26 protein-coding genes, 2 tRNA genes and 1 pseudogene are annotated in these 22,851 nt (G+C 32.9%); 18 read left to right on the top strand and 11 right to left on the bottom strand.

Annotation, left to right across the window (positions count from 1 at the left end; translation table 11 throughout):
* Nucleotides 1-50: 50 nt before the first annotated feature.
* The 4 genes from rplT to thrS form a co-directional block, all read right to left on the bottom strand.
* On the bottom strand, nt 51-404 hold the full coding sequence (rplT, locus tag GQ598_RS02965; protein ID WP_024496189.1) for a 50S ribosomal protein L20: 354 nt from the start codon (nt 402-404) through the stop codon (nt 51-53).
* 31 nt (nt 405-435) lie between these two features.
* Entirely contained in the window at nt 436-633 is a 198-nt protein-coding gene (gene rpmI / locus GQ598_RS02960; protein ID WP_025315575.1) for a 50S ribosomal protein L35, read from the bottom strand.
* A gap of 84 nt (nt 634-717) precedes the next feature.
* A complete protein-coding gene (gene infC / locus GQ598_RS02955; RefSeq protein WP_065587350.1) occupies nt 718-1,257 on the bottom strand; it encodes a translation initiation factor IF-3 in 540 nt (179 codons plus the stop codon).
* A 27-nt stretch (nt 1,258-1,284) separates the two neighbouring features.
* A complete protein-coding gene (thrS, locus tag GQ598_RS02950; RefSeq protein ID WP_160402286.1) occupies nt 1,285-3,210 on the bottom strand; it encodes a threonine--tRNA ligase in 1,926 nt (641 codons plus the stop codon).
* Nucleotides 3,211-3,451: 241 nt separating this feature from the next.
* Here thrS and GQ598_RS02945 point away from each other — a divergent pair, with 241 nt between their 5' ends.
* The gene (locus tag GQ598_RS02945) at nt 3,452-3,907 is read left to right on the top strand and encodes a YaiI/YqxD family protein (protein WP_160402285.1); all 456 of its coding nucleotides are present in this window, start codon (nt 3,452-3,454) and stop codon (nt 3,905-3,907) included.
* 29 nt (nt 3,908-3,936) lie between these two features.
* Here the strand turns inward: GQ598_RS02945 and recO are convergent, their stop codons facing one another.
* On the bottom strand, nt 3,937-4,629 hold the full coding sequence (gene recO / locus GQ598_RS02940; protein ID WP_160402284.1) for a DNA repair protein RecO: 693 nt from the start codon (nt 4,627-4,629) through the stop codon (nt 3,937-3,939).
* Between the two features lie 155 nt (nt 4,630-4,784).
* Between recO and GQ598_RS11095 the strand changes: the two are divergent.
* The 14 genes and pseudogenes from GQ598_RS11095 (at nt 4,785) to GQ598_RS02870 (ending at nt 16,494) form a co-directional block, all read left to right on the top strand.
* A pseudogene (locus tag GQ598_RS11095) lies at nt 4,785-6,413 on the top strand (Na+/H+ antiporter).
* Nucleotides 6,414-6,434: 21 nt separating this feature from the next.
* A complete protein-coding gene (locus GQ598_RS02930; protein WP_160402329.1) occupies nt 6,435-6,920 on the top strand; it encodes an SCP2 domain-containing protein in 486 nt (161 codons plus the stop codon).
* Nucleotides 6,921-7,048: 128 nt separating this feature from the next.
* Nucleotides 7,049-8,482 (top strand): exodeoxyribonuclease I, encoded by a 1,434-nt coding sequence (gene sbcB / locus GQ598_RS02925; RefSeq protein WP_160402283.1) that lies wholly within the window; start codon nt 7,049-7,051, stop codon nt 8,480-8,482.
* 96 nt (nt 8,483-8,578) lie between these two features.
* Entirely contained in the window at nt 8,579-9,034 is a 456-nt protein-coding gene (locus GQ598_RS02920) for a CidA/LrgA family protein (RefSeq protein ID WP_160402282.1), read from the top strand.
* The gene (locus GQ598_RS02915; protein ID WP_160402281.1) at nt 9,031-9,720 is read left to right on the top strand and encodes a CidB/LrgB family autolysis modulator; all 690 of its coding nucleotides are present in this window, start codon (nt 9,031-9,033) and stop codon (nt 9,718-9,720) included. Before GQ598_RS02920 ends, GQ598_RS02915 begins: the two co-directional genes overlap by 4 nt.
* 1 nt (nt 9,721) lies before the next feature.
* Entirely contained in the window at nt 9,722-10,369 is a 648-nt protein-coding gene (locus GQ598_RS02910; RefSeq protein ID WP_091346871.1) for an ElyC/SanA/YdcF family protein, read from the top strand.
* 164 nt (nt 10,370-10,533) lie between these two features.
* On the top strand, nt 10,534-11,262 hold the full coding sequence (artP, locus tag GQ598_RS02905; protein WP_160402280.1) for an arginine ABC transporter ATP-binding protein ArtP: 729 nt from the start codon (nt 10,534-10,536) through the stop codon (nt 11,260-11,262).
* Between the two features lie 23 nt (nt 11,263-11,285).
* Nucleotides 11,286-12,020, top strand: a complete 735-nt coding sequence (locus GQ598_RS02900) for a transporter substrate-binding domain-containing protein (RefSeq protein WP_160402279.1) — start codon at nt 11,286-11,288, stop codon at nt 12,018-12,020.
* A gap of 145 nt (nt 12,021-12,165) precedes the next feature.
* A complete protein-coding gene (gene artQ / locus GQ598_RS02895; protein ID WP_160402328.1) occupies nt 12,166-12,894 on the top strand; it encodes an arginine ABC transporter permease ArtQ in 729 nt (242 codons plus the stop codon).
* Nucleotides 12,895-12,906: 12 nt separating this feature from the next.
* Nucleotides 12,907-13,584: an arginine ABC transporter permease ArtM gene (gene artM / locus GQ598_RS02890; RefSeq protein WP_160402278.1), complete on the top strand. Its 678-nt coding sequence runs from the start codon at nt 12,907-12,909 to the stop codon at nt 13,582-13,584.
* A 1-nt stretch (nt 13,585) separates the two neighbouring features.
* Nucleotides 13,586-15,421, top strand: coding sequence for an excinuclease ABC subunit UvrC (gene uvrC, locus GQ598_RS02885; protein ID WP_160402277.1), 1,836 nt, complete (start codon nt 13,586-13,588; stop codon nt 15,419-15,421).
* Nucleotides 15,422-15,529: 108 nt separating this feature from the next.
* Nucleotides 15,530-16,084 (top strand): CDP-diacylglycerol--glycerol-3-phosphate 3-phosphatidyltransferase, encoded by a 555-nt coding sequence (gene pgsA / locus GQ598_RS02880; RefSeq protein ID WP_160402276.1) that lies wholly within the window; start codon nt 15,530-15,532, stop codon nt 16,082-16,084.
* 234 nt (nt 16,085-16,318) lie between these two features.
* Nucleotides 16,319-16,406 (top strand) — tRNA-Leu (locus GQ598_RS02875).
* A 12-nt stretch (nt 16,407-16,418) separates the two neighbouring features.
* Nucleotides 16,419-16,494, top strand: a tRNA-Gly gene (locus GQ598_RS02870).
* A gap of 151 nt (nt 16,495-16,645) precedes the next feature.
* Here GQ598_RS02870 and GQ598_RS02865 read toward each other — a convergent pair.
* The 4 genes from GQ598_RS02865 to GQ598_RS02850 form a co-directional block, all read right to left on the bottom strand.
* Nucleotides 16,646-16,990, bottom strand: coding sequence for a DDE-type integrase/transposase/recombinase (locus tag GQ598_RS02865; RefSeq protein WP_160402275.1), 345 nt, complete (start codon nt 16,988-16,990; stop codon nt 16,646-16,648).
* A gap of 178 nt (nt 16,991-17,168) precedes the next feature.
* Nucleotides 17,169-17,450 (bottom strand): YciI family protein, encoded by a 282-nt coding sequence (locus tag GQ598_RS02860; protein ID WP_065586252.1) that lies wholly within the window; start codon nt 17,448-17,450, stop codon nt 17,169-17,171.
* Nucleotides 17,451-17,661: 211 nt separating this feature from the next.
* Nucleotides 17,662-17,889 carry a hypothetical protein gene (locus tag GQ598_RS02855; protein ID WP_160402274.1) on the bottom strand — a complete coding sequence of 76 codons (228 nt, stop codon included), beginning with the start codon at nt 17,887-17,889 and terminating at the stop codon, nt 17,662-17,664.
* A 4-nt stretch (nt 17,890-17,893) separates the two neighbouring features.
* The gene (locus GQ598_RS02850) at nt 17,894-18,520 is read right to left on the bottom strand and encodes a TetR family transcriptional regulator (RefSeq protein WP_202112654.1); all 627 of its coding nucleotides are present in this window, start codon (nt 18,518-18,520) and stop codon (nt 17,894-17,896) included.
* Between the two features lie 467 nt (nt 18,521-18,987).
* Here GQ598_RS02850 and GQ598_RS02845 point away from each other — a divergent pair, with 467 nt between their 5' ends.
* Genes GQ598_RS02845 through GQ598_RS02835 form a run of 3 tightly spaced genes read left to right on the top strand, consistent with a single transcriptional unit; the run spans nt 18,988 to nt 21,207 of the window.
* Nucleotides 18,988-19,353 (top strand): hypothetical protein, encoded by a 366-nt coding sequence (locus GQ598_RS02845; protein ID WP_160402273.1) that lies wholly within the window; start codon nt 18,988-18,990, stop codon nt 19,351-19,353.
* Between the two features lie 11 nt (nt 19,354-19,364).
* On the top strand, nt 19,365-20,846 hold the full coding sequence (locus GQ598_RS02840; protein ID WP_160402272.1) for an MFS transporter: 1,482 nt from the start codon (nt 19,365-19,367) through the stop codon (nt 20,844-20,846).
* 16 nt (nt 20,847-20,862) lie between these two features.
* Nucleotides 20,863-21,207 carry an AMP-binding protein gene (locus GQ598_RS02835; protein WP_160402271.1) on the top strand — a complete coding sequence of 115 codons (345 nt, stop codon included), beginning with the start codon at nt 20,863-20,865 and terminating at the stop codon, nt 21,205-21,207.
* 149 nt (nt 21,208-21,356) lie between these two features.
* Here the strand turns inward: GQ598_RS02835 and GQ598_RS02830 are convergent, their stop codons facing one another.
* Complete coding sequence (locus tag GQ598_RS02830) at nt 21,357-22,625, bottom strand: glycosyltransferase N-terminal domain-containing protein (protein WP_160402270.1); 1,269 nt, start codon at nt 22,623-22,625, stop codon at nt 21,357-21,359.
* Nucleotides 22,626-22,711: 86 nt separating this feature from the next.
* The coding region (locus GQ598_RS02825; RefSeq protein WP_160402269.1) for an IS3 family transposase at nt 22,712-22,851 on the bottom strand (140 nt) is incomplete at its 5' end.

The raw sequence follows: 22,851 nt of genomic DNA, 5'->3' as shown, positions 1-22,851 counted from the left end.
TAAAACTTAAAATGATAAAAGCCGAGATAACTCGGCTCTTATAAAGCTTATTACAGTGCAGCTTTAGCTTTTTCGACTAATGCAGCAAATGCATTTTTGTCAAATACAGCAATATCAGCAAGAATCTTACGATCTATTTCAATTGAAGCTTTCTTTAGACCATTGATAAAACGACTATATGAAAGACCACATTGACGTGCTGCAGCATTGATACGTACAATCCATAATTGACGGAATTGACGCTTACGTTGACGACGGTCACGGTAAGCATATTGTCCAGCTTTGATTACAGCTTGGAATGCAACACGATATACACGTGAACGAGCACCATAATAACCTTTTGCTTGTTTTAAAATTTTCTTGTGACGTGCACGAGCAATAACACCACGTTTAACACGAGCCATAAACTATATCCTCTAAATAATTAACCATGAATTAAGCGTATGGAACACACGCAGTAACTAAACCTAAATCGCCTTTTGACACAGTTGTCAAACCACGTAAATGACGTTTACGTTTGGTTGATTTTTTAGTTAAGATATGGCTTTTGTTAGCTTGTTTATGCTTAAAGCCGCCAGAAGCTGTTTTTTTAAAGCGCTTTGCTGCGCCTCTTACAGTTTTAATTTTAGGCATTTTATTAATTTCCACTTCGCATTGTTAATAAAAATAAAATAATGGTGTAATTTTCAATAAATTAAAAATTCACTTGTAGAACCATTACTTTTTCTTCGGCGCAAGCACCATGATCATTTGGCGGCCTTCAATCTTAGTTGGATAAGATTCAATTATCGCCAAATCAGCTAAATCTTCTTTAATGCGATCAAGCATTTCAGAACCTAACTGTTGGTGAGCCATTTCACGACCACGAAAACGTAGTGTGACCTTGGCTTTATCGCCATCTTCAAGAAAGCGAATCAGGCTGCGGAGTTTTACCTGATAGTCGCCTTCGTCTGTACCAGGTCGGAACTTAATTTCCTTAACCTGAACAACCTTTTGCTTTTTCTTCTGTTCTTTTGTTGCTTTACTCTTTTCATAGAGGAACTTGCCATAATCCATAATTCGACAAACAGGTGGCTCTGCATTAGGGCTTATTTCAACTAAATCTAAAGTTGCTTCTTCAGCTTGTTTTAAAGCTTCATCTAAGCTTACTATACCGAGCTGCTCACCATCGACGCCGGTTAATCTCACCTCACGAGCGGTAATTTCATCGTTGATCTTATGTGCTCGTGTTGACTGAATTCGTTTACTGACTTTAATATCTCATTCCTCCAAATTAATTTATCATTAATTCATTTGTTCTAATGAACGACTATGAATTTCGTTAAGCAACAATTCTATAACATGTTTCACTTCAAAGCTACCAAGATCTTTACCTTGACGAGTTCGAACTGAAATTGTTCCTGATTCCATTTCTTTGTCTCCACAAACAAACATATAAGGAACACGTTTAAGAGTATGCTCGCGAATTTTAAACCCTATTTTTTCATTTCTCAAGTCCGCTTTTGCTCTAATCCCAACTTTTTGTAGTTGTGCGGTTAATTGTTTTGCATATTCAGCTTGATTATCGGTAATATTAATTACTGCAACTTGCAATGGAGCAAGCCATGTAGGGAAAAATCCTGCACAGTTCTCTGTTAAAATTCCCATAAAGCGCTCCATTGAACCTAAAATAGCTCTATGAATCATAACTGGAACATGACGTTCGTTGTCTTCACCAACATAAGTTGCATCTAAACGTTCTGGCAGCATAAAGTCTAGCTGAACTGTACCACATTGCCATGCGCGACCTAAACAATCATGTAGGGTAAACTCGATTTTTGGACCATAAAAGGCACCTTCACCAGGTAGATATTCAAATTCAATACCATTTTCTGTTAAACATTCAGCCAAATCTTTTTCTGCAAGATCCCATGTTTCATCTTTACCAATGCGTTTTTCAGGGCGAGTAGATAACTTAACAGTAATATCATTAAAGCCGAAAGTACTATAAGTATCATAAACCATTTTGATACAGCTGTTTACTTCACTGCGAATTTGGTCCTCAGTACAGAAAATATGTGCATCATCTTGGGTAAAACCTCGAACACGCATTAATCCGTGTAAAGATCCTGATGGCTCGTTTCGATGACAACTACCAAATTCCGCCATACGTAATGGTAAATCACGATAAGATTTTAAACCTTGATTAAAAATTTGCACGTGTCCTGGGCAGTTCATTGGTTTAATGCAATATTCACGATTTTCAGATGAAGTGACAAACATTAACTCTTTATAATTACCCCAATGTCCTGTTTTTTCCCACAAAACACGATCCATCATAAATGGACCTTTTACTTCCTGATAATCGTACTCTTTCAATTTTGTACGAACAAAAACCTCTAGTTCACGGAAAATAATCCATCCATCATTATGCCAAAATACCATACCCGGTGCTTCTTCTTGCATATGATAAAGATCGAGCTGTTTACCTATTTTACGGTGATCACGTTTAGCCGCTTCTTCTAAAAATTGTAGATAGCTATCAAGTTGTTTTTTATCTGCCCATGCTGTCCCATAAATACGTTGTAACATTTTATTGTCACTATTACCACGCCAATAAGCACCTGCAACTTTTTGCAATTTAAAATGGTGGCAAAAACGCATATTAGGTACATGAGGTCCACGACACATATCAATATATTCTTCATGGTGATAAAGAGCTGGTTTTGAATCTTTAGAGATATTCTCATCCAAGATAGCAATTTTATATGGTTCACGTCGCTCCCAAAATACTTCTCGAGCTTGTTCCCAACTAACTATTTCTTTCTTTACTTCATAATCTTTTTTAGCCAATTCATGCATCCGTTTTTCTAATGCATCAAGATCCTCCTGCGTTAGAGAGCGCTCTAAATCAACATCATAGTAAAAGCCATTATCAATTGTTGGACCGATTGCCATTTGTGTATCAGGCCATAGCTGTTTAATAGCATGACCTAATAAATGAGCACAAGAATGGCGAATAATTTCAAGTCCATCTTCATCTTTAGTGGTAATGATGGCTAATGTTGCGTCCTGATCAATAATATCACAGGCATCTTTACGCTCACCATTTACACGCCCAGCTATACAAGCTTTCGCTAGCCCTGCACCAATACTTTGTGCAACATCTAAAACAGTAACAGGTTTATCAAATTGACGTTGACTTCCGTCAGGAAGAGTAATAATTGGCATAATAAATCCTTATAACAGTGGTGCGCCACACGAAAGCGCACTTGCGTACATAAAAAATAGACCAGATATACTACCACTTATCACCAGGATTTTGAATAGAAAAATAACTATTATATCACTCTAAATAAATTCAAAAAAAAACTAAAAGGCATATTCATCTAAATATTTGATAAAAATAAATAGTTGTTTTTTAGAATAATAGTTATAATTGCTAGCTATTAATAATATAAATATAACTGCTATGAATATTTGGATTGATGCTGATGCATGCCCTTCTCCTATTAAAGAAATTTTATATCGTGTAGCTAATCGAAAAGCAATTTATACAACATTGATTGCTAACCAGCGATTAACAATCCCTTTATCACCTTATATTAAAACTCTACAAGTTGAAAAAGGATTTGATATTGCAGACAATAAAATTATTGAGTTAGTCAAAACAAATGATTTAGTTATTACATCTGACATTCCGCTTGCTTCAGATGTTTTAAATAAAGGTGCTTTCGTACTTACGCCTAGAGGTGAAAAGTATACGCTTGATACAATTAAAGAACGATTAACTATGCGAGATTTTATGGAAACTATGCGTGCCAGTGGTATACAGTCTAAAGGCCCAACTATGTTTAGCAATAAAGACCGAGAAAAATTTGCAAATCAGCTTGATATATTAATTAATCAAGTTTCTAATAAAGTTTAACTAAAAGTTATTTTTAATAATTTAAGAACCTAAATTTTTAGAAATAACTCTCTGCTTTTAAAAGGTTTAGGCCCTACATAAGGTTTTAAAGCCATTCTAGTAAAACGCTTAGCTGCTTTTAACGTATTTTCATTATTAAATTGACGTTTTCCTAAAGCCAAAACTTGTTCACCTGTAAAACTAGTACTATTTTGCAATAAACTGCTCATAAAACCTTTTTCTGATTGATATTGATAATACATAGATTTGACAACATCATCACCAGTGATATAACAATGGAAAAAATCAATGTGATAACCTAAATTTTCTAATAACGATAATTCAAATGTTCGCAATACATTTTCAGCTGGTACTTGTTGAGCTAGTTGTTGTAAACTTTTTAAATAGTCATCAAAAAGAGTTGGTATTTCAGTTTCTGCAACTAAAACTCGATGTAATAATTCATTTAAATAAAATGCGCTATATAAGAAAACAGATACCAACGGCAATGCCAGCGACATAGCTTCAACTTGCCGCAATGTTTTTATTTCACCTTGGCCTGAATATTGTACAATAAGTGGAGTAAAAGGTTGTAACATGCCTTTCAATGCTGAACTCTTTCTTCTAGCCCCTTTTGCTAATACTGTTACCTTTCCGACATTTTCAACGAAAAGATCGGCTAATAAACTGCTTTCTGTATAAGATCGGGTATGTAGTATAAATGCTCTTTGCCAATTTTCCATTCAAAATGCCTTTTAATTACATCATTATTTTTTGATTAATAATTGCATTTGACCAAAATTTAAATAATTCTATGAAATTTTCACCTGAAATTTAACTAAAGATCCGATATAATCAATGCAAACAATAGGATTATAGGATAAATAAAAGACAAGCTATGGAACTTTTTTCAATAATTTTACTTCTAGTGTTAATTGTATCACTTTCTGGTGTCGTTGTTAAAATGTTACCAATTCAAATTCCACTACCGTTAATGCAAATATTATTAGGTTGCATATTGGCGGCGTTTAACGTTTATGTAGAATTTGATCCAAAACTATTTCTTGTTTTATTTATTCCACCTTTACTTTTTGCTGATGGCCGTAAAACATCAGTAAAAGATTTCATATACAATGGTAGAGAAATTGTAGGATTGGCTTTAGTTTTAGTTGTTATCTCTATTATAGCATTAGGTTATATTCTTCATTGGATATTACCAAATGTTGAATTAGCTGCAGGTTTAGCTTTAGCTGCGGTGTTATCTCCAACTGATGCTGTTGCATTAAGTGGAATTGTTGGTAAAGGGCGTATTGAAAAAGAAAAGATGGAAATCATTGAAGGTGAAGCATTAATGAATGATGCTTCAGGTTTGGTGTCTTTGAATTTTGCTATTGCTATTGCAGTTGGTGATGCAGTATTTAACATCTTTGATATTAGCGTACAATTTTTTATAGTTGCTATTGGTGGCTTGACTATTGGCGTTTTATTTACTTGGTTATATGCACGTATTTTGCGTAAAATAAATCAGCTGACTCACAATGACCCTGCAATCTAAATCGTATTATTATTCTTACTTCCGTTTGCCGCTTATATTATTGCTGAGGAATGTCATTGTTCTGGTATTTTGGCTGCAGTAAGTGCTGGTATGACGGTTAATCATTCTGGTATGATGCGAAATGCACCTTTAACTGCACGGTTACAATCAGATAGCACATGGTCAATGTTAACATTTGTTTTTAATGGTTTTGTATTCGTTTTATTAGGTATTCAATTGCCAAGTATTCTTCACAATACTTTTGCTGAAAACCAGATCGACACATCGATTGAAGTATGGCAATTATGTTTAATTGTTCTATTTGTTTTTGCAGTATTAATGGGAACTCGATTTGCTTGGTTATGGGCAATGAAGCATATGCCTATAATGCCATTTGGAACCAAACGACCTCTTGCATTCAGATCCTATTCAAACCGAGACCTGCTTATTTCAACATTTGCAGGAGTTCGAGGTGCCATCACTTTAGCTGGTGTATTGTCTATTCCAATGACAATTGGCGGTCGTTATCAACTTGTTTTTATTGCAACCGGTATTATTTTAATTTCATTGATTGTTGCAGTAATTATATTGCCTATCTTATTAAGAGGTAGTGTTATTTTAGATAATTCAGAACAAACCAATGAAATTTTAACTGTAAAAGGTCATATGGCTGAAGAAGCAATTGTTAGCTTGGAAAAAATGCAAAATAATTTATTGCAAGAAACAGCTGAAGACCGAGTAGATCAAGAAATCATTCATGAAGTTGGCTCACGTGTTATCGGTTCATTAAGACGTAGAACGGGCCTTAAAGATTTAGAACAAAAAGCACTTGAAGCAGAAAATCTAGAAAGACGTATGCGTTTAGTTGCTATAGGTGCAGAACGTACAGCCCTTTTACAAATGAAAGTTCGTAATGAGGTTAGTGAAGAGGTTTTTGAGCATTTGAATACCGACTTGGATATTTATGAAAAAATGATTTCTGGGGATGCATAAATGATTGGAGAAAAAAGCCAAATTTTAAACAAGATTCATTCACAATTTGTCAATAATGCGCCCCATGTTTTGGGGCTTACCTTACGATGCATTCCTTTTAGTATCAAAAAGCAAGCCATAGAACAATTATTACAGCTACAATTTAAACATTCTCTAGAGGATGGTGATCTCGATTTTTTAGAAAATCGTTGGCTTAAAATTGAAGTTACAGATCTAGGACTTATCTGGTTTGTAAGCCTGATCGAAAATAAATTAGTTGTTAGTCGAGAAGAAATTTCTGATGTGAGTTTTATCGCTAATGCTAATGATTTAATTATGATAGCAACTAGACGTCAAGATCCCGACACCCTATTTTTTCAACGCCGCTTAATTGTTGAAGGAGATACTGAATTGGGGCTTTATGTAAAAAACCTTATGGACTCAATTGAATTAGAAACCATGCCCAAATTTTTAAGACTAACACTTGAAAAGCTAGCAAATATTATCGAAAGTGTGCCTACCAACTAATAAAAAATAAAGTAAGGTCTTCTAGAATCGAATATTCAGGTAAAATCCTCTTAATACCATATCTGTATTCAAGAATGAACATAACAGCTTCGGGAATAAAGTAAAATAATTACGAGCAAAATCAAACAATGAAAAACGATCAAGAACAACAGACTTTTTACTTCCACGATTATGAGACTTTTGGCGTTAACCCATCTTTAGATAGGCCAGCACAGTTTGCTGGAATCAGAACTGATAAAGATTTTAATATTATTGAAGAACCATTAGTTATATATTGTTCACAAGCTCAAGATTATTTACCTAGCCCAGAAGCTGTACTAATTACAGGGATTACCCCGCAAGAAGCCAATCAAAAAGGTGTTTGTGAAGCAGAATTTACTCGCCTAATCCATCAAGAATTTAGTGTGCCCAATACGTGTATTTTAGGCTATAACAACATTCGTTTTGACGATGAAGTAACACGTAATATTTTATATCGTAATTTTTATGATCCTTATGCTTATAGTTGGAAAAATGGAAATTCTAGATGGGATCTTCTTGATGTAGTTCGAGCTTGTTATGCACTAAGACCAGAAGGAATTAATTGGCCAATCAATGATGAAAATCTACCAAGCTTTCGTTTAGAGCATTTATCAAAAGCGAACAATATCAAGCACGAACATGCGCATGATGCAATGTCTGATGTTTATGCAACTATTGCAATGGCCAAATTAATAAAAGAAAAACAACCTAAGCTTTTCAATTATTTTTTTACATTACGCAATAAAAATAAAGTAGCAGAACTTATTGATACCGTTAATATGACCCCCATTGTTCACGTATCCGGTATGCTTGGTAGCTATCGCGGTAATATGTCATTAGTTTGCCCTATAGCTTGGCATCCATTACAAAATAACGCTGTAATTGTTTGTGATTTAACTGGTGATATCAATTCAATTATTGATTTGCCTGTAGAAAAAATTAAAGAAAAGCTTTATACCAAAACAGAAGATCTTGAGCTTAATGAATCACGGATTCCTTTAAAACTAATTCATATGAATAAGTGCCCTATTGTAGCCCCGATAAAAACACTACTACCTGAAAATGCAAAAAGGTTTAATTTTGATGTAAACCACTGTTTAATCAATCAACAAAAATTATTGCTGAACCAAAAAATATTACAAAATAAAATGAGAGAATTATTCATAATAGGTGATAATTACTCACCTCCCCCTGATGTCGATGCTCAAATATATGCTGGCTTTTTAAATAAACAAGATAATTTACGTTGTGAAACGATTAGAACAACACCAATTAATTTATTAGATACTTTATCACTAACGTTTGATGATCCTCGCTTAGCAACCCTATTTTTTAGATACAAAGCACGGAATTATCCACAAACACTAACAGAACAAGAACAAATAATCTGGCTAGATTATTGTCGCGATAAACTCAATACATCAAAAGTACAAGATTACTTATTAACATTAGAAAGACTTGCCGAAACTTATATTCAAAACCCCACAAAATTAACAATAATTAAAGAACTTTATAACTATTGCCATTATTTAGTTGGATAATTAATCTTGGCGGGCGTATTATATAGGTAAATATAGTCTACTCTAACGTAGGCGTAATCATCATAATTAAAGATTAAGATAATTAGCATTTACATAATGAAACATTTTTTAGCTAAGCACGCCACAATCAAACATCGACTTTATTCTTTCTACTATACTGCTTTTAGTTATGGTCGAGGTTTACTTGTTTTAACTCTCTGTTTATGGGCGGGTAATATAATTTCTAAATTATTACCAATAATGATTCCTGGTAGTATTATTGGACTACTAATCCTATTTTTTTTATTAGCTTTTCAGTTAATTCCCACTTGTTGGATTAAAAATAGTTGTAATCTTTTTATGCGCTATATGACATTACTTTTCGTTCCTGCTGCTATGGGGATTATGGATAATTATTCTCTTTTACTGCAAAATTGGATTCCAATTATATTTGGCTGTGTTGGTGGTACTCTTGTCGTATTACTTTTTACCGCTTTTTTAACAGAATATTTTCATAAAACAGTCCCCCAAAATTCAATTGAATCACAAAAAAATGAGGATAATCAGCCATGATATGGATGCTGCCATTAACGCTTTGTGTTTTTCTCATTGTTCGAAGGATGTCGTTTAAAATAAAAAATCCGCTATTTAATCCCTTAGTAATTACGGTTATTGTTTTAATCCCAATTTTGCTAATAACTAAAACGAATTACACCAAATACGTCCGTAACGTGCAAATCATTAATGAGTTATTACCTTATTCTGTTGTTGCCTTAGCCTATCCTTTATATGAACTTATTCCACAAATTAAAGCGCGATGGAAATCAATAATGATTATTACGTTTACCGCTTCACTTGCATCAATGATAACTGGTGTTTGTATTGTATTCTGGTTAGGAGGAAATATCGAAATTGCTGCATCAGTACTACCAAAATCAGTTACTACAGCCATTGCGGTCACAATTGCAGGTAGCCAAGGCGGTGTTCCATCGATAGCTGCATTATGTGTAATATTTGTTGGTACACTAGGTGGTATATTTGGGCACCAAATATTAAATTTAGCAAAAATAAAGTCAGCACCTGCAAGAGGATTGTCTATTGGTGCTGTATCACATGCAGTCGGTACTGCTCGTTGTATTGAGGTGGATTATAATGAAGGTGCGTATAGTTCGTTATCATTAGTTTTATGTGGTGTCATGACATCGTTGACAGCTCCGTTTTTATTTCCAATAATGGTACTTATTTTTAACTGGTTTTAGCATGAAATTAAAAAAGCTTATTGCTTGTATTGCTAGTTTCAGCTTAATTTCAATGATTGCAATTGTCAGTTTAGATTATTGGATCAGTTATAAAACTGCACCTTATATTTACCATGACGAAAACAAACTCCCCTATCGAGCGATTGGTGTTGTTCTTGGCACCTCAAAATATGTTCGAGGTGGTGGTTTAAATGATTTTTATCGCAATCGTATTGATGGCGCAATCAATCTTTATTGGCAAAATAAAGTTGATTATCTATTACTAAGTGGTGATAACGCTCTTTTAAGTTACAACGAACCCATCACCATGAAAAAGGACTTAGTCAAAGCAGGGATTCCTAGTGATTCAATTGTTTTAGATTATGCAGGATTCCGTACTTTTGACTCAATTATTCGAGCGAATAAAGTTTTTGATGCAAATGATTTTACTATCATCACTCAAGAATTTCATTGTGAACGAGCAATTTTTATTGCTCTTGCACAAGGCATACAAGCACAATGTTTTGCCGTACCTTCCCCTAAAAGCATGAAGCTAGTTCGCATTCGTGAAATGTTTGCTCGTGTTGGCGCTTTTATTGATCTTTACGTTCTAAAAAAAGAACCTAAATACCTTGGTCCCGTAATTCCGATCCTTTCTACTGTTCAATAAACATTCTTAGAAAGAAAAATTCTGTTAAAAAAATTTCAAGAAAGTTGTGTTTAAGCATAAAAACAGAGCAAAAAAACTAATAGTCTAATAAATTGGATTGCATTATTATGCAAAAAAATGTAATATTTAATCAATTATTGTTTTAAAAAAATGTATAACTAACAATGAATATTGAATTAAACCATATTAACTGTTTTTATGGTAAACACCAGGCCTTAAATGATGTTTCTCTCTGCTATCCACTTGGTGAGACTATTGTATTACTTGGTCAGAGTGGCGCTGGAAAAAGCTCTTTATTAAAAGTTTTTAATTTACTTGAAATACCCGCATCAGGACAGATGACTATTGCCAATTCACATTTTGATTTTTCTGAAAAAATCAGTGAATCAACAATTCGTCATCTTCGTAAAAATGTAGGAATGGTATTTCAAAACTACAATTTATGGCCACATTTGACGGTGTTAGAAAACTTAACTGAAGCACCTTGCCAAATATTAAAGTTATCTAAAAAAGAAGCTAACGATAAAGCAATGGCTATTTTAAACAGATTACAAATTGATGATATGGCAAAGCGTTATCCGCTTCATCTTTCAGGCGGTCAACAGCAGCGTGTTGCTATTGCTAGAGCATTAATGATGGAACCTCAAATATTATTATTTGATGAACCAACAGCAGCATTAGATCCTGCGATCACATCACAAATTGCTGAAATTATTAATGAACTTTCTGAAACGGGAATTACACAAATTATTGTTACTCACGAAGTCGATTTTGCTCGTAAAGTTGCTTCACAAGTCATTTATATGGAGCACGGTAAGATTATTGAGCAAGGGCAGTTAGAATGTTTTGCTCATCCTCAAACTGAAGAGTTTAAAGCTTATTTGTCACATTAATTAAAATAAATTTAGGTGGATATATGAAAAAAACGTTACTAGCCATTTTTCTTGCAGGAACAGCGTTTGTAGCTCAAGCAACAGACACTTTAACAATCGGCACAGAAGCAACTTATGCGCCTTTTGAATTTACTAATGAAAAAAATGAAATCATTGGTTTCGATATTGATGTGATTAATAAAATTTGTGATGAGATAAAAGCCTCATGCAAAATTGTCAATCAATCATTTGATGGCTTAATTCCTAGTTTAAAAACACGCCGAATTGATGCTGCTATAGCTGGAATTGACATTACAGCAGAACGTAAAAAGCAGGTTGATTTTACCAAAATTTATTATGATGATAGCTCAATTCAATTCATTACATTAAAAGATACATTAACTGACCTTGAGCAATTAAAAGGTAAAACTGTAGGCCTTCAAAAAGGAACAACTTATCCAAAATATCTGAATGAGAAATTTCCAGATATTAAACAAGTCAGTTACGATAGTTATCAATTTGCTTTTTTAGATCTAAAAGCAAAACGAATTGATGCAATCGTATCAAGTTCAATTGTCGCAGGTGAATGGCTAGGTAAAGATTCTGATATTGTACCATTAAGTGATAAAATCACTGATCATGAATTTTTTGGTGAAGGTTTAGGTATTGCAGTTCGTAAAGGCAATGATCAATTACTAAATCAATTTAACCAAGCTCTGGATAAACTCAAAGCAAATGGTGAATTAGATGTTATTTATAAAAAATGGTTTAATAAATAATTATTAAACAGTAAAACTCGACTTCGCTATGATCTCGCCGCATATTTTGCGGCGAGTTTATTTTTTAATTCAACAACGTTAATTTAACAACGGTTTTTTTATGTCAGACTTTCTAACAAATGGAACAAATTGGGTTCTATCTTTGATGAATGGATATATCTTGCCATTAATGCAAGCTACATCAATCACATTATCATTAGCTTTAGTATCGCTAATTATAGGCATATTTTTTGCCTTTGTTTTTACACTATTAGAATCGGCTCCATTCAAACCTGTTGCATGGTTAATGTCTCTATTTAATTTAACGATTCGTGCTTTACCTGAACTATTAATTGTCGTCGCCATTTATAACGGATTACCCTTATTACTCATATTATTAAATGATGGTTTTACAGTTAATCTTTACTTTACCTCATTGACAATACAACTAGATATTCAAGATTTTAATATTAACCCATTTTTATGTGGTGTAGCTGCACTTTCACTATTATATGCAGTCTATGCATCACAAACGCTTCGTGGTGCATTTAAGTCAATTCCAAATGGACAAAAACAGGCGGCTCAAGTACTTGGACTAAATAAATCTCGTACATTGTTTCGCATTATCATACCACAAATGTGGCGTCATGCTTTACCTGGATTAAGTAATCAGTGGTTAATTTTGTTAAAAGATACAGCATTAGTTTCGACAATTGCAATTAATGACTTAATGATGCAAACTAAAACCATTATTGCTCGGACCAACCAACCTTTTTTATGGTATGTGATTGCAATGATTATTTATCTAATCATTTCAATTATAAGCCAAAAAATAATATCCAGAATAGAAAAACGTTCAACTTATTTTGAACAACCAACATCAGCAAAAAGTTAATAAGGTCGTATTATGTCTGATAATTTTATTTATTACTTTAAAATCATACTACAAGGTCTACCTAATACTTTAAGCTTAGGTATTTTGGGAATTCTATCGGCAGGATTACTGGCAATCGTCTTAGCATGTTTATTATCATTAAATTCAAATGTATTAACTAAAGTTATTCGTACTTATATTATTATATTTACGGGTTCACCACTGCTTGTGCAACTATTTTTAATTTATTACGGACCTTCGCAATTTAGTGATACGTTAAGTAAAATGCCTGCCCTTTATGAACTTATTTCATCATCTTGGTTTTGTGCATACTTAGCCTTAACACTTAATAGTGCAGCTTACACAACACAAATTTTTTATGGTGCACTAAAATCTTTACCTCAAGGACAATGGCAAGCTTGTCAAGCACTTGGTATGAATAAAAAACAAACATTAAAAGTTGTCATGCCATATGCATTAAAACGAGCTCTTTCAACTTATTCAAATGAAGTCATTTTTGTGATTAAAGGCACGGCCTTAGTATCAATGATTCAAGTGATGGATATTATGGGATATAGCAATCAATTAAATGGTGATTATTATGATTTTTCTATTTTTGTGGTTGCAGGGCTAATATACCTCTTGATAAATGGCTTACTGAGCACCATTATGAGAGTTATAGAGAAAAAAGCCCTCACATTCGAAAACTAATATGAGCCAATTTGATTCAACATCCTTTTTGAAAACAGTCCCACATAAACCGGGAATTTATCAGATGTTTAATGATAAAGAGACGATTATTTATGTGGGCAAAGCCAAAGATCTCAATAATCGCTTAAAAAGCTATTTTGATAGCAGTAAAAAAACACTAAAAACAGATATGCTTGTTAGCCATATCCATCATGTTGAATTTACAATTACCAATACTGAAACTGAAGCCCTGCTACTTGAACAGACATACATCAAAAAACATCAGCCACGATATAATGTGCTTTTAAAGGATGATAAAAGCTACCCATTTATAAAACTAAGCAAAGAGAGGCATCCTCAACTATCCCTTTATCGTGGAGCAATTAATCGTAAAAAAGATGAATTTTTTGGTCCTTATCCTAATGGTTATGCAGTTAAACAGATATTAACACTATTGCAAAAAACGTTTCCAATAAGACAGTGTTTAAATACAACCTATCGAAATCGAACTCGTCCCTGTTTGCAATATCAAATTAAACGTTGTTTAGGTCCTTGTGTTCCAGGTTTAGTCAGTGATGAAGACTATTTAGAGCAAGTTAACTATGTTAGGTTATTTTTATCCGGTCAATCAGATCAAATACTACAAAAAATAACCGAAGATATGCAAAAAGCCAGTAAAGAGCTCAATTTTGAAAAGGCTGCGGTTTTGCGAGATCAACTACAAGCAATAAAACATATTAATGAAAAGCAAGCTATATATAATAATAATGATAATCTTGATGTCATTGGTTTCCATTATGAATCAGGCTTGGCTTGTATATATGTCCTATTTATTCGAAATGGTCAAACCTTTGGACATCGCTCTTATTTTCCTAAAGTGCCATCGAATACTGAACTAGAAGAAGTTATTGAGACCTTTTTGGGACAATTTTATTTGCAAGGCAATCAAAATAGAAATATCCCTAAAAAGATTTTACTTAATTTTTCGTTGTCTGATAAACAACCAATGGAAGAGACACTGTCACTTATTGCTGAGCATCAAGTTAAGCTGGTTGATGAACCCAAAGGTGATAATCTTAAATTACTCAATATTGCAACTGTGAATGCTCAAACTGGGGTTAAAAATAAACTATTAGCAAACTCAACAATTAAACAACGTTACGATGCATTGAAAGCCTTTTTGGGGATTGATAAAATTAATCGAATGGAATGTTTTGATATTAGCCATTTTATGGGTAAAAATACCATTGCATCTTGTGTTGTGTTTGATGATAAGGGACCGGTTAAATCTGAGTTTCGACGCTACAATATTACCGGTATTACACCTGGTGACGATTATGCAGCAATGGAACAAGTATTAACTCGCCGTTACAATAAAAAAGAGCTACCAACTGAAAAAGTGCCTGATATTATTTTTATTGATGGCGGTAAAGGACAACTTAACCAAGCACTACAAGTATTTGAACAATTGGATGTCAATTGGAACAAAAATCACCCTATTTTAATTGGTGTAGCTAAAGGCGCTGAGCGCAAAGAAGGATTAGAAACCCTCTTTTTTGAAGCTCATGGCACGGGATATTACCTTGATGACCATTCCCCTGCACTATTGCTCATTCAACAAATTAGAAATGCATCACATGATCATGCTATCGTAGGTCAACGTAAAAAAGGGACAAAGCAACTTACTGACAGTGCATTAGAGCATATTGAAGGCATTGGTTCCAAAAGACGTCAAGCACTACTCAAACATTTTGGCGGATTAAGAGAGTTAAAAAGTGCCAGTATTGACGAAATAGCTCAAGTGCAAGGTATATCAAAATCATTAGCTGAAAAAATTTATCTAAATTTACAACAATAACACATTGAAAAAATAACATATTTCAGGCAACATAACCATTAAGAAAAGACTGTTTTTTATCAATCTCTAATGCATTGATTAATAAAATAAAAAAAGAGTTTATGTCACATGAAAATTAATTTTCCAACAGCCTTAACACTATTTCGAGTTATTTTAATCCCTTTTTTTGTGTTGGCATTTTATTTGTTTCCCTATAAATGGTCTGGTTTTTTTTCTGCATTGATTTTTTTAATTGCTGCCGTGACTGATGTATTAGATGGTTATCTTGCCCGTCGCTTAGGTCAAACAACTAAATTTGGCGCATTTTTAGATCCAGTCGCCGACAAAATCATGGTAACAATTGCACTAGTTTTAATTACCCAATATTACCAAGCATGGTGGATCTCTGTCCCTGCAATTATTATCGTTTCGCGCGAAATTATAGTATCGGCCTTACGCGAATGGATGGCTGAAATCGGCAAACGCAACAATGTAGCCGTTTCGTCTATTGGTAAAATCAAAACGATAGCACAAATGACAGCGCTAACTTGGCTACTTTGGCGCCCTTGTGACATTGTTATTTACGCAGGTCTTGCAGCATTATTTATTGCAACAGTATTAACGCTATTATCAATGTTACAATATTTATGGATAGCACATAGCGATTTATTAGAAGAAGAATAACTTTTGGTTAATATTTCCATCTAAACATTTTTTTATATGAGTAGTTTTGTTCAAAAAGTTCGTATAAACAAAACTACTCATCCCCTTTCAAATTCAAAATACTGCATTTAAAGTGATAATCAGTCAAACATTGAACAGTTAAACGATTAATTTAAAATTTTTATTGACTGAAATCATAAGATCGGTAAAATGCACTGCATTCAAGACGAATTACTTCCTAGTAATCAGTTTTGAGCCCGGGTGGTGAAATCGGTAGACACAAGGGATTTAAAATCCCTCGGCCTTTTTGGCCGTGCGAGTTCAAGTCTCGCCCCGGGCACCACTTCTTACCTATGCGGGAATAGCTCAGTTGGTAGAGCACGACCTTGCCAAGGTCGGGGTCGCGAGTTCGAACCTCGTTTCCCGCTCCAATTCATGATGTATAAAGCTGTACTAAAATATACAACCTAATGATTTTTAATTAATATTTAGTTGTTTCTCGTATACTGAGATGTACCCAAATATACCCACAGGTACTCAAATTTAGTACACTTCGAGTTCGAGCTAGTACACTTTTATCTTTTAAACGAATCTGTCCCTTTTTTCTTGAACTAGCACATCGATCGTTTGGCTATCTTGATCTACCGCTCGCCATAAATAAACACGTTTACCGTTAATTTTACAAAAAACTTCATCGATATAAACATCATCGCCATACCGTTTGGTCTTTTTAAGACTTTTAGCATAAAGCGTTCCAAATTTAACACACCAATAATGAATGGATTCATAAGTAACAGAAATGCCTTTTTGCATCATAATAAGTTCAATATTGCGATAGCTTAAGGCGAAGCGATAATAGAGCCAGACACAATGACTAATAATAGCTGCTGGATAACGATGACGTTGATAGATTTTATTTGTTTTCATCTGTATGATTATACAAAAGATGAGTTAACTTGACAGTACCGCAATCAGAGGTGCTTTTAAAGCACCTTTTTATTTCAATTGATAAAACTGATCGATTATTCAATTTATTTACTTAGGACTTTAGGTATGTTAAAAATCTCGAGTAAACAAAGAATTCTTTTAAATTAAGAAAGTCGATTTATTTTGAAGACAGACTCGGCGATAATTTCGTTGCATTAAACAACGTGTAGTCAAAATCTACGAGGTCATAAATATAAAAAGGATCATTTTTCATAATATCTTTTGCTTCTTCAATCGAATCACTCATTACTAAAATTATACCACTTGTTTTACTCTCTAAAAGTCCAGATGCCAAAAATTTATTTTGAGCGAAATAATTATCTAAAAACACATTATGTTCGTCCAGTTTTGCAAGAATTTCAGGCATCGGTTTTTTAAACTTTAGGGCTGCAATTATCACTTTATTCTCCTTATATAATAAAAACTAAATTTAACGTAGTAGGTTTCGTATCTCAAAAAAATCACCAGAATTTACGACAGAGCTCCTTGACAGGAATACCAGCTTCAGCTTCTTTTAAAATAGCTACGATTTGATGTTCAGTCATTTTTTTCATAATTAAATTCCCTTTTCTTTTATCATAGAGAATTTTCTACTTTTTTGCTGTACTATTTTAGGGGATAGTTACAATCCTACCAGCCAAATATTCAGCCTTTCTTTTTATGGATATTTCATGTAATTTATTGATGGATGGAATATTGTATTTTTTAAATACGCTATCATCATAGATACCATTAAAAAACTCCGCATTATAAATATCTATAAAAGTTTCTTCAAATGCAGAAAAAATTTGTATAGGCTCATTCATTTTGATGAATTGTTGTGGCGGTACCTTCATCATGAATTTAATATACGCAAGGATAGTTCATTCCATTTTCTATAAGAACAAAGGTTTCATCTAATACATCATAAAATGGTGCAGAGTCCTTTTTCTCTTTCCATATATCATAGGCAGCACTATATACAAACTCTAATAGAGTCGATAATATCATCGGTCTCATATCATGCAAATGGTTTACCCCTAATTTTTTTGCAATTAATTCGGTAAGGAGTTGTTTTTTGGATTGTAATATTTCATTATTTTTTGCACGAATCGACGGATGATTCCGAATTAGATCTCTTAGTGTTTTAAATCTATTTGGATCTATTCCGTAAGCTCCCTCTTCACAGCATTTTGTTACATTTACCGATGATTTTCGTAATGCAAGTAATATGGATTCAGTTGCCGGTCTAAACTCCAAAGATGTGATAATTTCATCATATTCGACTAGCTGATAATCTAGAACCACATCCTCTTTACAGGAAAAATAACGAAAAAACGTCCTAGATGATACATCAGCAAGATCTGCGATATCATTTATGGTGGTATTATCAAACCCTTTTTGTACAAATAACTTGAATGCGGCTTCAACTAGCTCTTCTCGCATTTTTATTTTTTTTCTTTCTCGAAGAGAGTCGTTTGTTTTTGTCACGTATTAATGCTCCACTAAAATTTAAATTGAGTACTTCATTCTTATATGTCATACCTTTTAGGTACCGATTCTAACAGTATAAAGCTATATTAGATATGTAAGAAAATCTAAGTATTTTACTAATTATTCTTGTCAAGCAGCAATACTTTTCATATAATCAACATGTCATTTCATGACAAATTACATAAACAGACAATTGTCGCTTAGCGACAAAGTTCGCAAAATGCCACTCTAGTTGTAATTATCTCACTTGTATGGCTTTATATATAACAATTTGGGTTTTTAACATAATTAAAAGGACCGTTGATATGAAATATATACCATTAAAAATTAATTACTCATTCCCCCAAAAAGATGAGTTATTCTCAAATATACCAAATTGGAAAATTGATTGCTCTCGATCAGTATTATTAATTCATGATATGCAACATTTTTTCTAAATTTTTTTGAAAATGAAACTAAATAATATGAACGAGAATTTAGAATCAATTCTTTCAGATCATCCCACTCCATTTGCTATCGTTTATAGACCGAAATTAGACAACAACACAGTCGACGTATTTACTGGCAATTTTGCAACTTACGACACACTTGACGATATTTCGTTTGATTCTTTCAATTATAAACAAAATAAACTACATGATGTATTAGCATTGATCCCATTTAAACAAATTAAAGAGATCGGAGCTAGTTTTGTTTTAAAGAGAACATATTTCGCTACTATCAAAGACTATAGTATCAAAAAATCTCTATCTATATTTAAAAAAAGCTTACTCAATATTCTTATTGATAATCAAGAATTAACTTTTACAAAAAATACTTTATCAGCTTAGGATAATTAATTATGACAGAAAAAAATCAATATAGTTCAAGTGTTAACTCGAAAGCAGATAAAAAAGCATGGTTTGGGTTAATAACTATATTAGCGTTAGTACTTTTGGTTTCAATGGATGGTTCTGTACTATATTTGGCTATGCCAAAGATTACATCTTCAATTTTACCTACAGCCGATCAGTCATTATGGATATTAGATATTTATGGATTTATTGTTGGCTCTTTATTAGTCGTATTTGGAAACATAGGAGATCATTATGGAAGACTACGATTAATTATATTTGGCTCAATAACTTTTGGTGTTGGTTCAATTTGTGCTGCATTTTCATCAAGTCCAGAAATGTTAATTATTAGTCGAGCGATTATGGGGTTAGGAGGAGCTACATTACTGCCATCAGGGCTTGCTATTCTAAGTAACTTATTTTTGAACCCAAAGCAGCTTGCACAAGCAATTGGAATATTTGCTGCTACATTTGCTGGGGGATTTGCCATTGGACCAATAATAGGTGGACTTCTTCTAAGTAAATTTGACTGGGGAGTTGTATTTTTTATTAATATCCCAATAATTATTTTATTTTTGATCTTTTCACCTATTTTTCTAAAAGAAGTTAAGCAAGTAAACAATGGAAAGATAGACATATTAAGTTTAGTTTTATCATTTGCAGGAATTTTATTATTCACTTATTCAATAAAAAACGCCGCAGCCTATGGTATATCTACTTTACAAATCACAATTGGTTTGATTGGTATCATAAGTTTAATTTGGTTTGTCAGAAGACAAAATCATATTAAATATCCACTGTTGAATGTATCTTTATTTAAAGATCGTGTTTTTTCAATTGCAATTGCTACAGGATTATTATCCTTGGTCGTATGGTCTGCTTCGGGCTATTTAACGGGTATTTATCTTCAATCTGTTCTAGGATTTGATGTTTTTACAGCTGCATTATTTGCTCTACCTGGTGCGTTTGTATTAATCATTACTTGTATCGTAACAAATAAAATAGCTGATCGTATTGGTAAAAAGAGTTCTCTAGTCATGACTCATTTTTTCCTTAGCTTGGGAATAGCTATTCTATTGTTTACAAATATAGAACACGGAGTTATTGCAGTAATAATTTCATCTATTATAGCTGGTGTTGGATATGGACTATCTTTTAGCCTAGTCGCAGAGATAGCTATTTCAGCCGTACCTCCTGCTAACGCCGGAGCAGCAGCTTCATTAGCAGAAACAAGTAACGAAATAGGAAATGCATTGGGAATTACTATCTTGGGTTCTTTAGCTGCATTTTACTTTAGAGTTTCTGGACCAAATGTTGCTGGAACATTAAATGAAACACTGGATTATCCGAATTTATCGATTGCATTAATCAATCAGGCAAAGTTTGCTTTTGTCGATGGAATGCACATTGCAATCCTAGCAGCAAGTATATTAACTTTAATTGTCTGCATTTTAGCAATTTGCTGGATTCCTAAATCAACTTCTAAATAAATTTACGGGAGTTATTATGCGTTTGATCCATATAATATCTGACATAATGAAAAAATACTCATCTCGTCCAGCTATTGGAGAGAGGGATTATGAATACATAGAGAACCCACTTACAAAAGAAACATCAATAAAGCTATTACCACAATATAAAACAATAACATTTCAACAACTATGGGATAGAGTTGAACATATCGCCAATGAATGGTATTACCATCCACAATATCAATTAAATGACGGAGATAAAGTTGCTATACTTGCTTTCACTAGCAGCGACTACGTCTGCATTGATATTGCCTGTATAAGACTAGGTGCTATATCTATTCATTTACAAACAAGCTCAACTAAAGAGCAAATGCAATAAATTATAAGCCAAACTGAACCTTCAATAATCGCGGCAAGCATTGAATACATAGATATTGCCACACAACTAGCGAATGCAAACACTTAGAACTCTTACACTTAGTCCTAAACGTTTATGAGCATCAAAAATCAAACTACTACTTAAATTGTCTAGCTTCTTATCCATTTTTCTATCTCCCTAAAATGATTAATTAATATAACTGCCTCTTGTTCTACGGTCTTAACAAAACTATTATAAATACGAAGTCTATCTTGAGTCGTCAGACTTTCTATCTGCTGAAAAATACTATTTATGTCATGTTGTATATCTGGTATAAAAGAATGTAATAGTTCATCCATATATTTCTGAGAAGAAAAATGGGGTCCGTAATAAACCATAGCACCATGAAGAAGTGGTTCAAATAAACTATGTCCTTTTAAAGAGGAGTCAAAAGAACCAAATACAATCGAGGCGTGTGACATAGAATAAATGCGATTCAAAACTCCATAACTTTTTACAAAAACAATATCTGACAATATATTTTCAATATCGCTACATTCCGATATAACCTCTACTTGATTATTATATTGCTTTTTAAGTACCTGAATAAAATCATCAAAAAAATTAATATGTCTGGGCACAAGTATTATTTTATAATCAAGATGAATTAATTTAGATAAAAGAATATTAACAGTATCAAGTTCATTGGGATGAAAATTAGAAATTGCTATTACTTTCCTTTCGGAAGTGATATTTTCAACACCATTAACGCGAATATTTAAGGGAAGTTTGTAGCTAGGCACTACCGACACATTAATATCTGGCATTATATGTAGCAGTTTTGTTCTAAGCTCATCTGTTTGTACATAAGCATTTTTAATTGGCGAAAACATTAACTCTCTATAATATCTGTTACTAAGACGTTGTATTGTTTTATCTGAAATATGACCATTTAAAAGTATTACCTCTCGCTTTGGCATATTCATTACTGCAAGAAAGTTTGGCCAAAAATCATGCTCAATAATTATTGCTTTTTTGATATGAAAGTGACTAAGGAACAAAGTTTGATGAATTAATGAATCAAAAGGAAAATATAATATTTTCAAATTCAGTTTATTGTTATGTAGTTTTTTATAAGCCTGAATAGATGTTACTGTAAATATAATATTTTCATTTGATTCTGGTTCAAATGAATTAATTAAATTAATTGCTGCATCAACTTCTCCTAAAGATATTGCATGAATCATTATACAATTCTTTTTATTCCATCGATGAAACAAAGAAGTAAGAAAATAATGTTGACCAATATGTTGTAAATTATCTCTAATTTTAATATTCTGTTTACGAGCCTTAATGAAAGAATAAACAGCAAGCACAGGCAAAAATATTAACAAAAACTGAGTGACTATCAATAAACAATATCTAAATAATTTATTCATTTTTTTCTCTATCGTTTAAATAAAACTGTAACTATCCCCTAAAATAGTACAGCAAAAAAGTAGAAAATTTGATCCTCGCCAAAATATTAGATAGTGCCCACCTCTATCATTTTTTCGTTTTGGTAATATTGTTGTTCATACTGTTCAGGTGATACCCAGCCATTAGCTGAATGACGGCGTATCCGATTATAATAGATTTCAATATATTCAAATAGTGCTTTATTAG

Origin of the sequence: Gilliamella sp. Pas-s95 (assembly GCF_009795795.1) — a bacterium.
In the GTDB taxonomy this organism is placed as follows: domain Bacteria; phylum Pseudomonadota; class Gammaproteobacteria; order Enterobacterales; family Orbaceae; genus Gilliamella; species Gilliamella bombicola.
This window is presented reverse-complemented; position numbering and strand designations above follow the sequence as displayed.

What these genes read in the sequence shown, in the direction of transcription:
- rplT (WP_024496189.1), bottom strand. Translation starts at nt 404, where the DNA reads ATGGCTCGTGTTAAACGTGGTGTTATTGCTCGTGCACGTCACAAGAAA.
- rpmI (WP_025315575.1), bottom strand. Translation starts at nt 633, where the DNA reads ATGCCTAAAATTAAAACTGTAAGAGGCGCAGCAAAGCGCTTTAAAAAA.
- thrS (WP_160402286.1), bottom strand. Translation starts at nt 3,210, where the DNA reads ATGCCAATTATTACTCTTCCTGACGGAAGTCAACGTCAATTTGATAAA.
- GQ598_RS02945 (WP_160402285.1), top strand. Translation starts at nt 3,452, where the DNA reads ATGAATATTTGGATTGATGCTGATGCATGCCCTTCTCCTATTAAAGAA.
- recO (WP_160402284.1), bottom strand. Translation starts at nt 4,629, where the DNA reads ATGGAAAATTGGCAAAGAGCATTTATACTACATACCCGATCTTATACA.
- sbcB (WP_160402283.1), top strand. Translation starts at nt 7,049, where the DNA reads ATGAAAAACGATCAAGAACAACAGACTTTTTACTTCCACGATTATGAG.
- GQ598_RS02920 (WP_160402282.1), top strand. Translation starts at nt 8,579, where the DNA reads ATGAAACATTTTTTAGCTAAGCACGCCACAATCAAACATCGACTTTAT.
- GQ598_RS02915 (WP_160402281.1), top strand. Translation starts at nt 9,031, where the DNA reads ATGATATGGATGCTGCCATTAACGCTTTGTGTTTTTCTCATTGTTCGA.
- GQ598_RS02910 (WP_091346871.1), top strand. Translation starts at nt 9,722, where the DNA reads ATGAAATTAAAAAAGCTTATTGCTTGTATTGCTAGTTTCAGCTTAATT.
- artP (WP_160402280.1), top strand. Translation starts at nt 10,534, where the DNA reads ATGAATATTGAATTAAACCATATTAACTGTTTTTATGGTAAACACCAG.
- GQ598_RS02900 (WP_160402279.1), top strand. Translation starts at nt 11,286, where the DNA reads ATGAAAAAAACGTTACTAGCCATTTTTCTTGCAGGAACAGCGTTTGTA.
- artQ (WP_160402328.1), top strand. Translation starts at nt 12,166, where the DNA reads ATGAATGGATATATCTTGCCATTAATGCAAGCTACATCAATCACATTA.
- artM (WP_160402278.1), top strand. Translation starts at nt 12,907, where the DNA reads ATGTCTGATAATTTTATTTATTACTTTAAAATCATACTACAAGGTCTA.
- uvrC (WP_160402277.1), top strand. Translation starts at nt 13,586, where the DNA reads ATGAGCCAATTTGATTCAACATCCTTTTTGAAAACAGTCCCACATAAA.
- pgsA (WP_160402276.1), top strand. Translation starts at nt 15,530, where the DNA reads ATGAAAATTAATTTTCCAACAGCCTTAACACTATTTCGAGTTATTTTA.
- GQ598_RS02865 (WP_160402275.1), bottom strand. Translation starts at nt 16,990, where the DNA reads ATGAAAACAAATAAAATCTATCAACGTCATCGTTATCCAGCAGCTATT.
- GQ598_RS02855 (WP_160402274.1), bottom strand. Translation starts at nt 17,889, where the DNA reads ATGATGAAGGTACCGCCACAACAATTCATCAAAATGAATGAGCCTATA.
- GQ598_RS02845 (WP_160402273.1), top strand. Translation starts at nt 18,988, where the DNA reads ATGAACGAGAATTTAGAATCAATTCTTTCAGATCATCCCACTCCATTT.
- GQ598_RS02840 (WP_160402272.1), top strand. Translation starts at nt 19,365, where the DNA reads ATGACAGAAAAAAATCAATATAGTTCAAGTGTTAACTCGAAAGCAGAT.
- GQ598_RS02835 (WP_160402271.1), top strand. Translation starts at nt 20,863, where the DNA reads ATGCGTTTGATCCATATAATATCTGACATAATGAAAAAATACTCATCT.
- GQ598_RS02830 (WP_160402270.1), bottom strand. Translation starts at nt 22,625, where the DNA reads ATGAATAAATTATTTAGATATTGTTTATTGATAGTCACTCAGTTTTTG.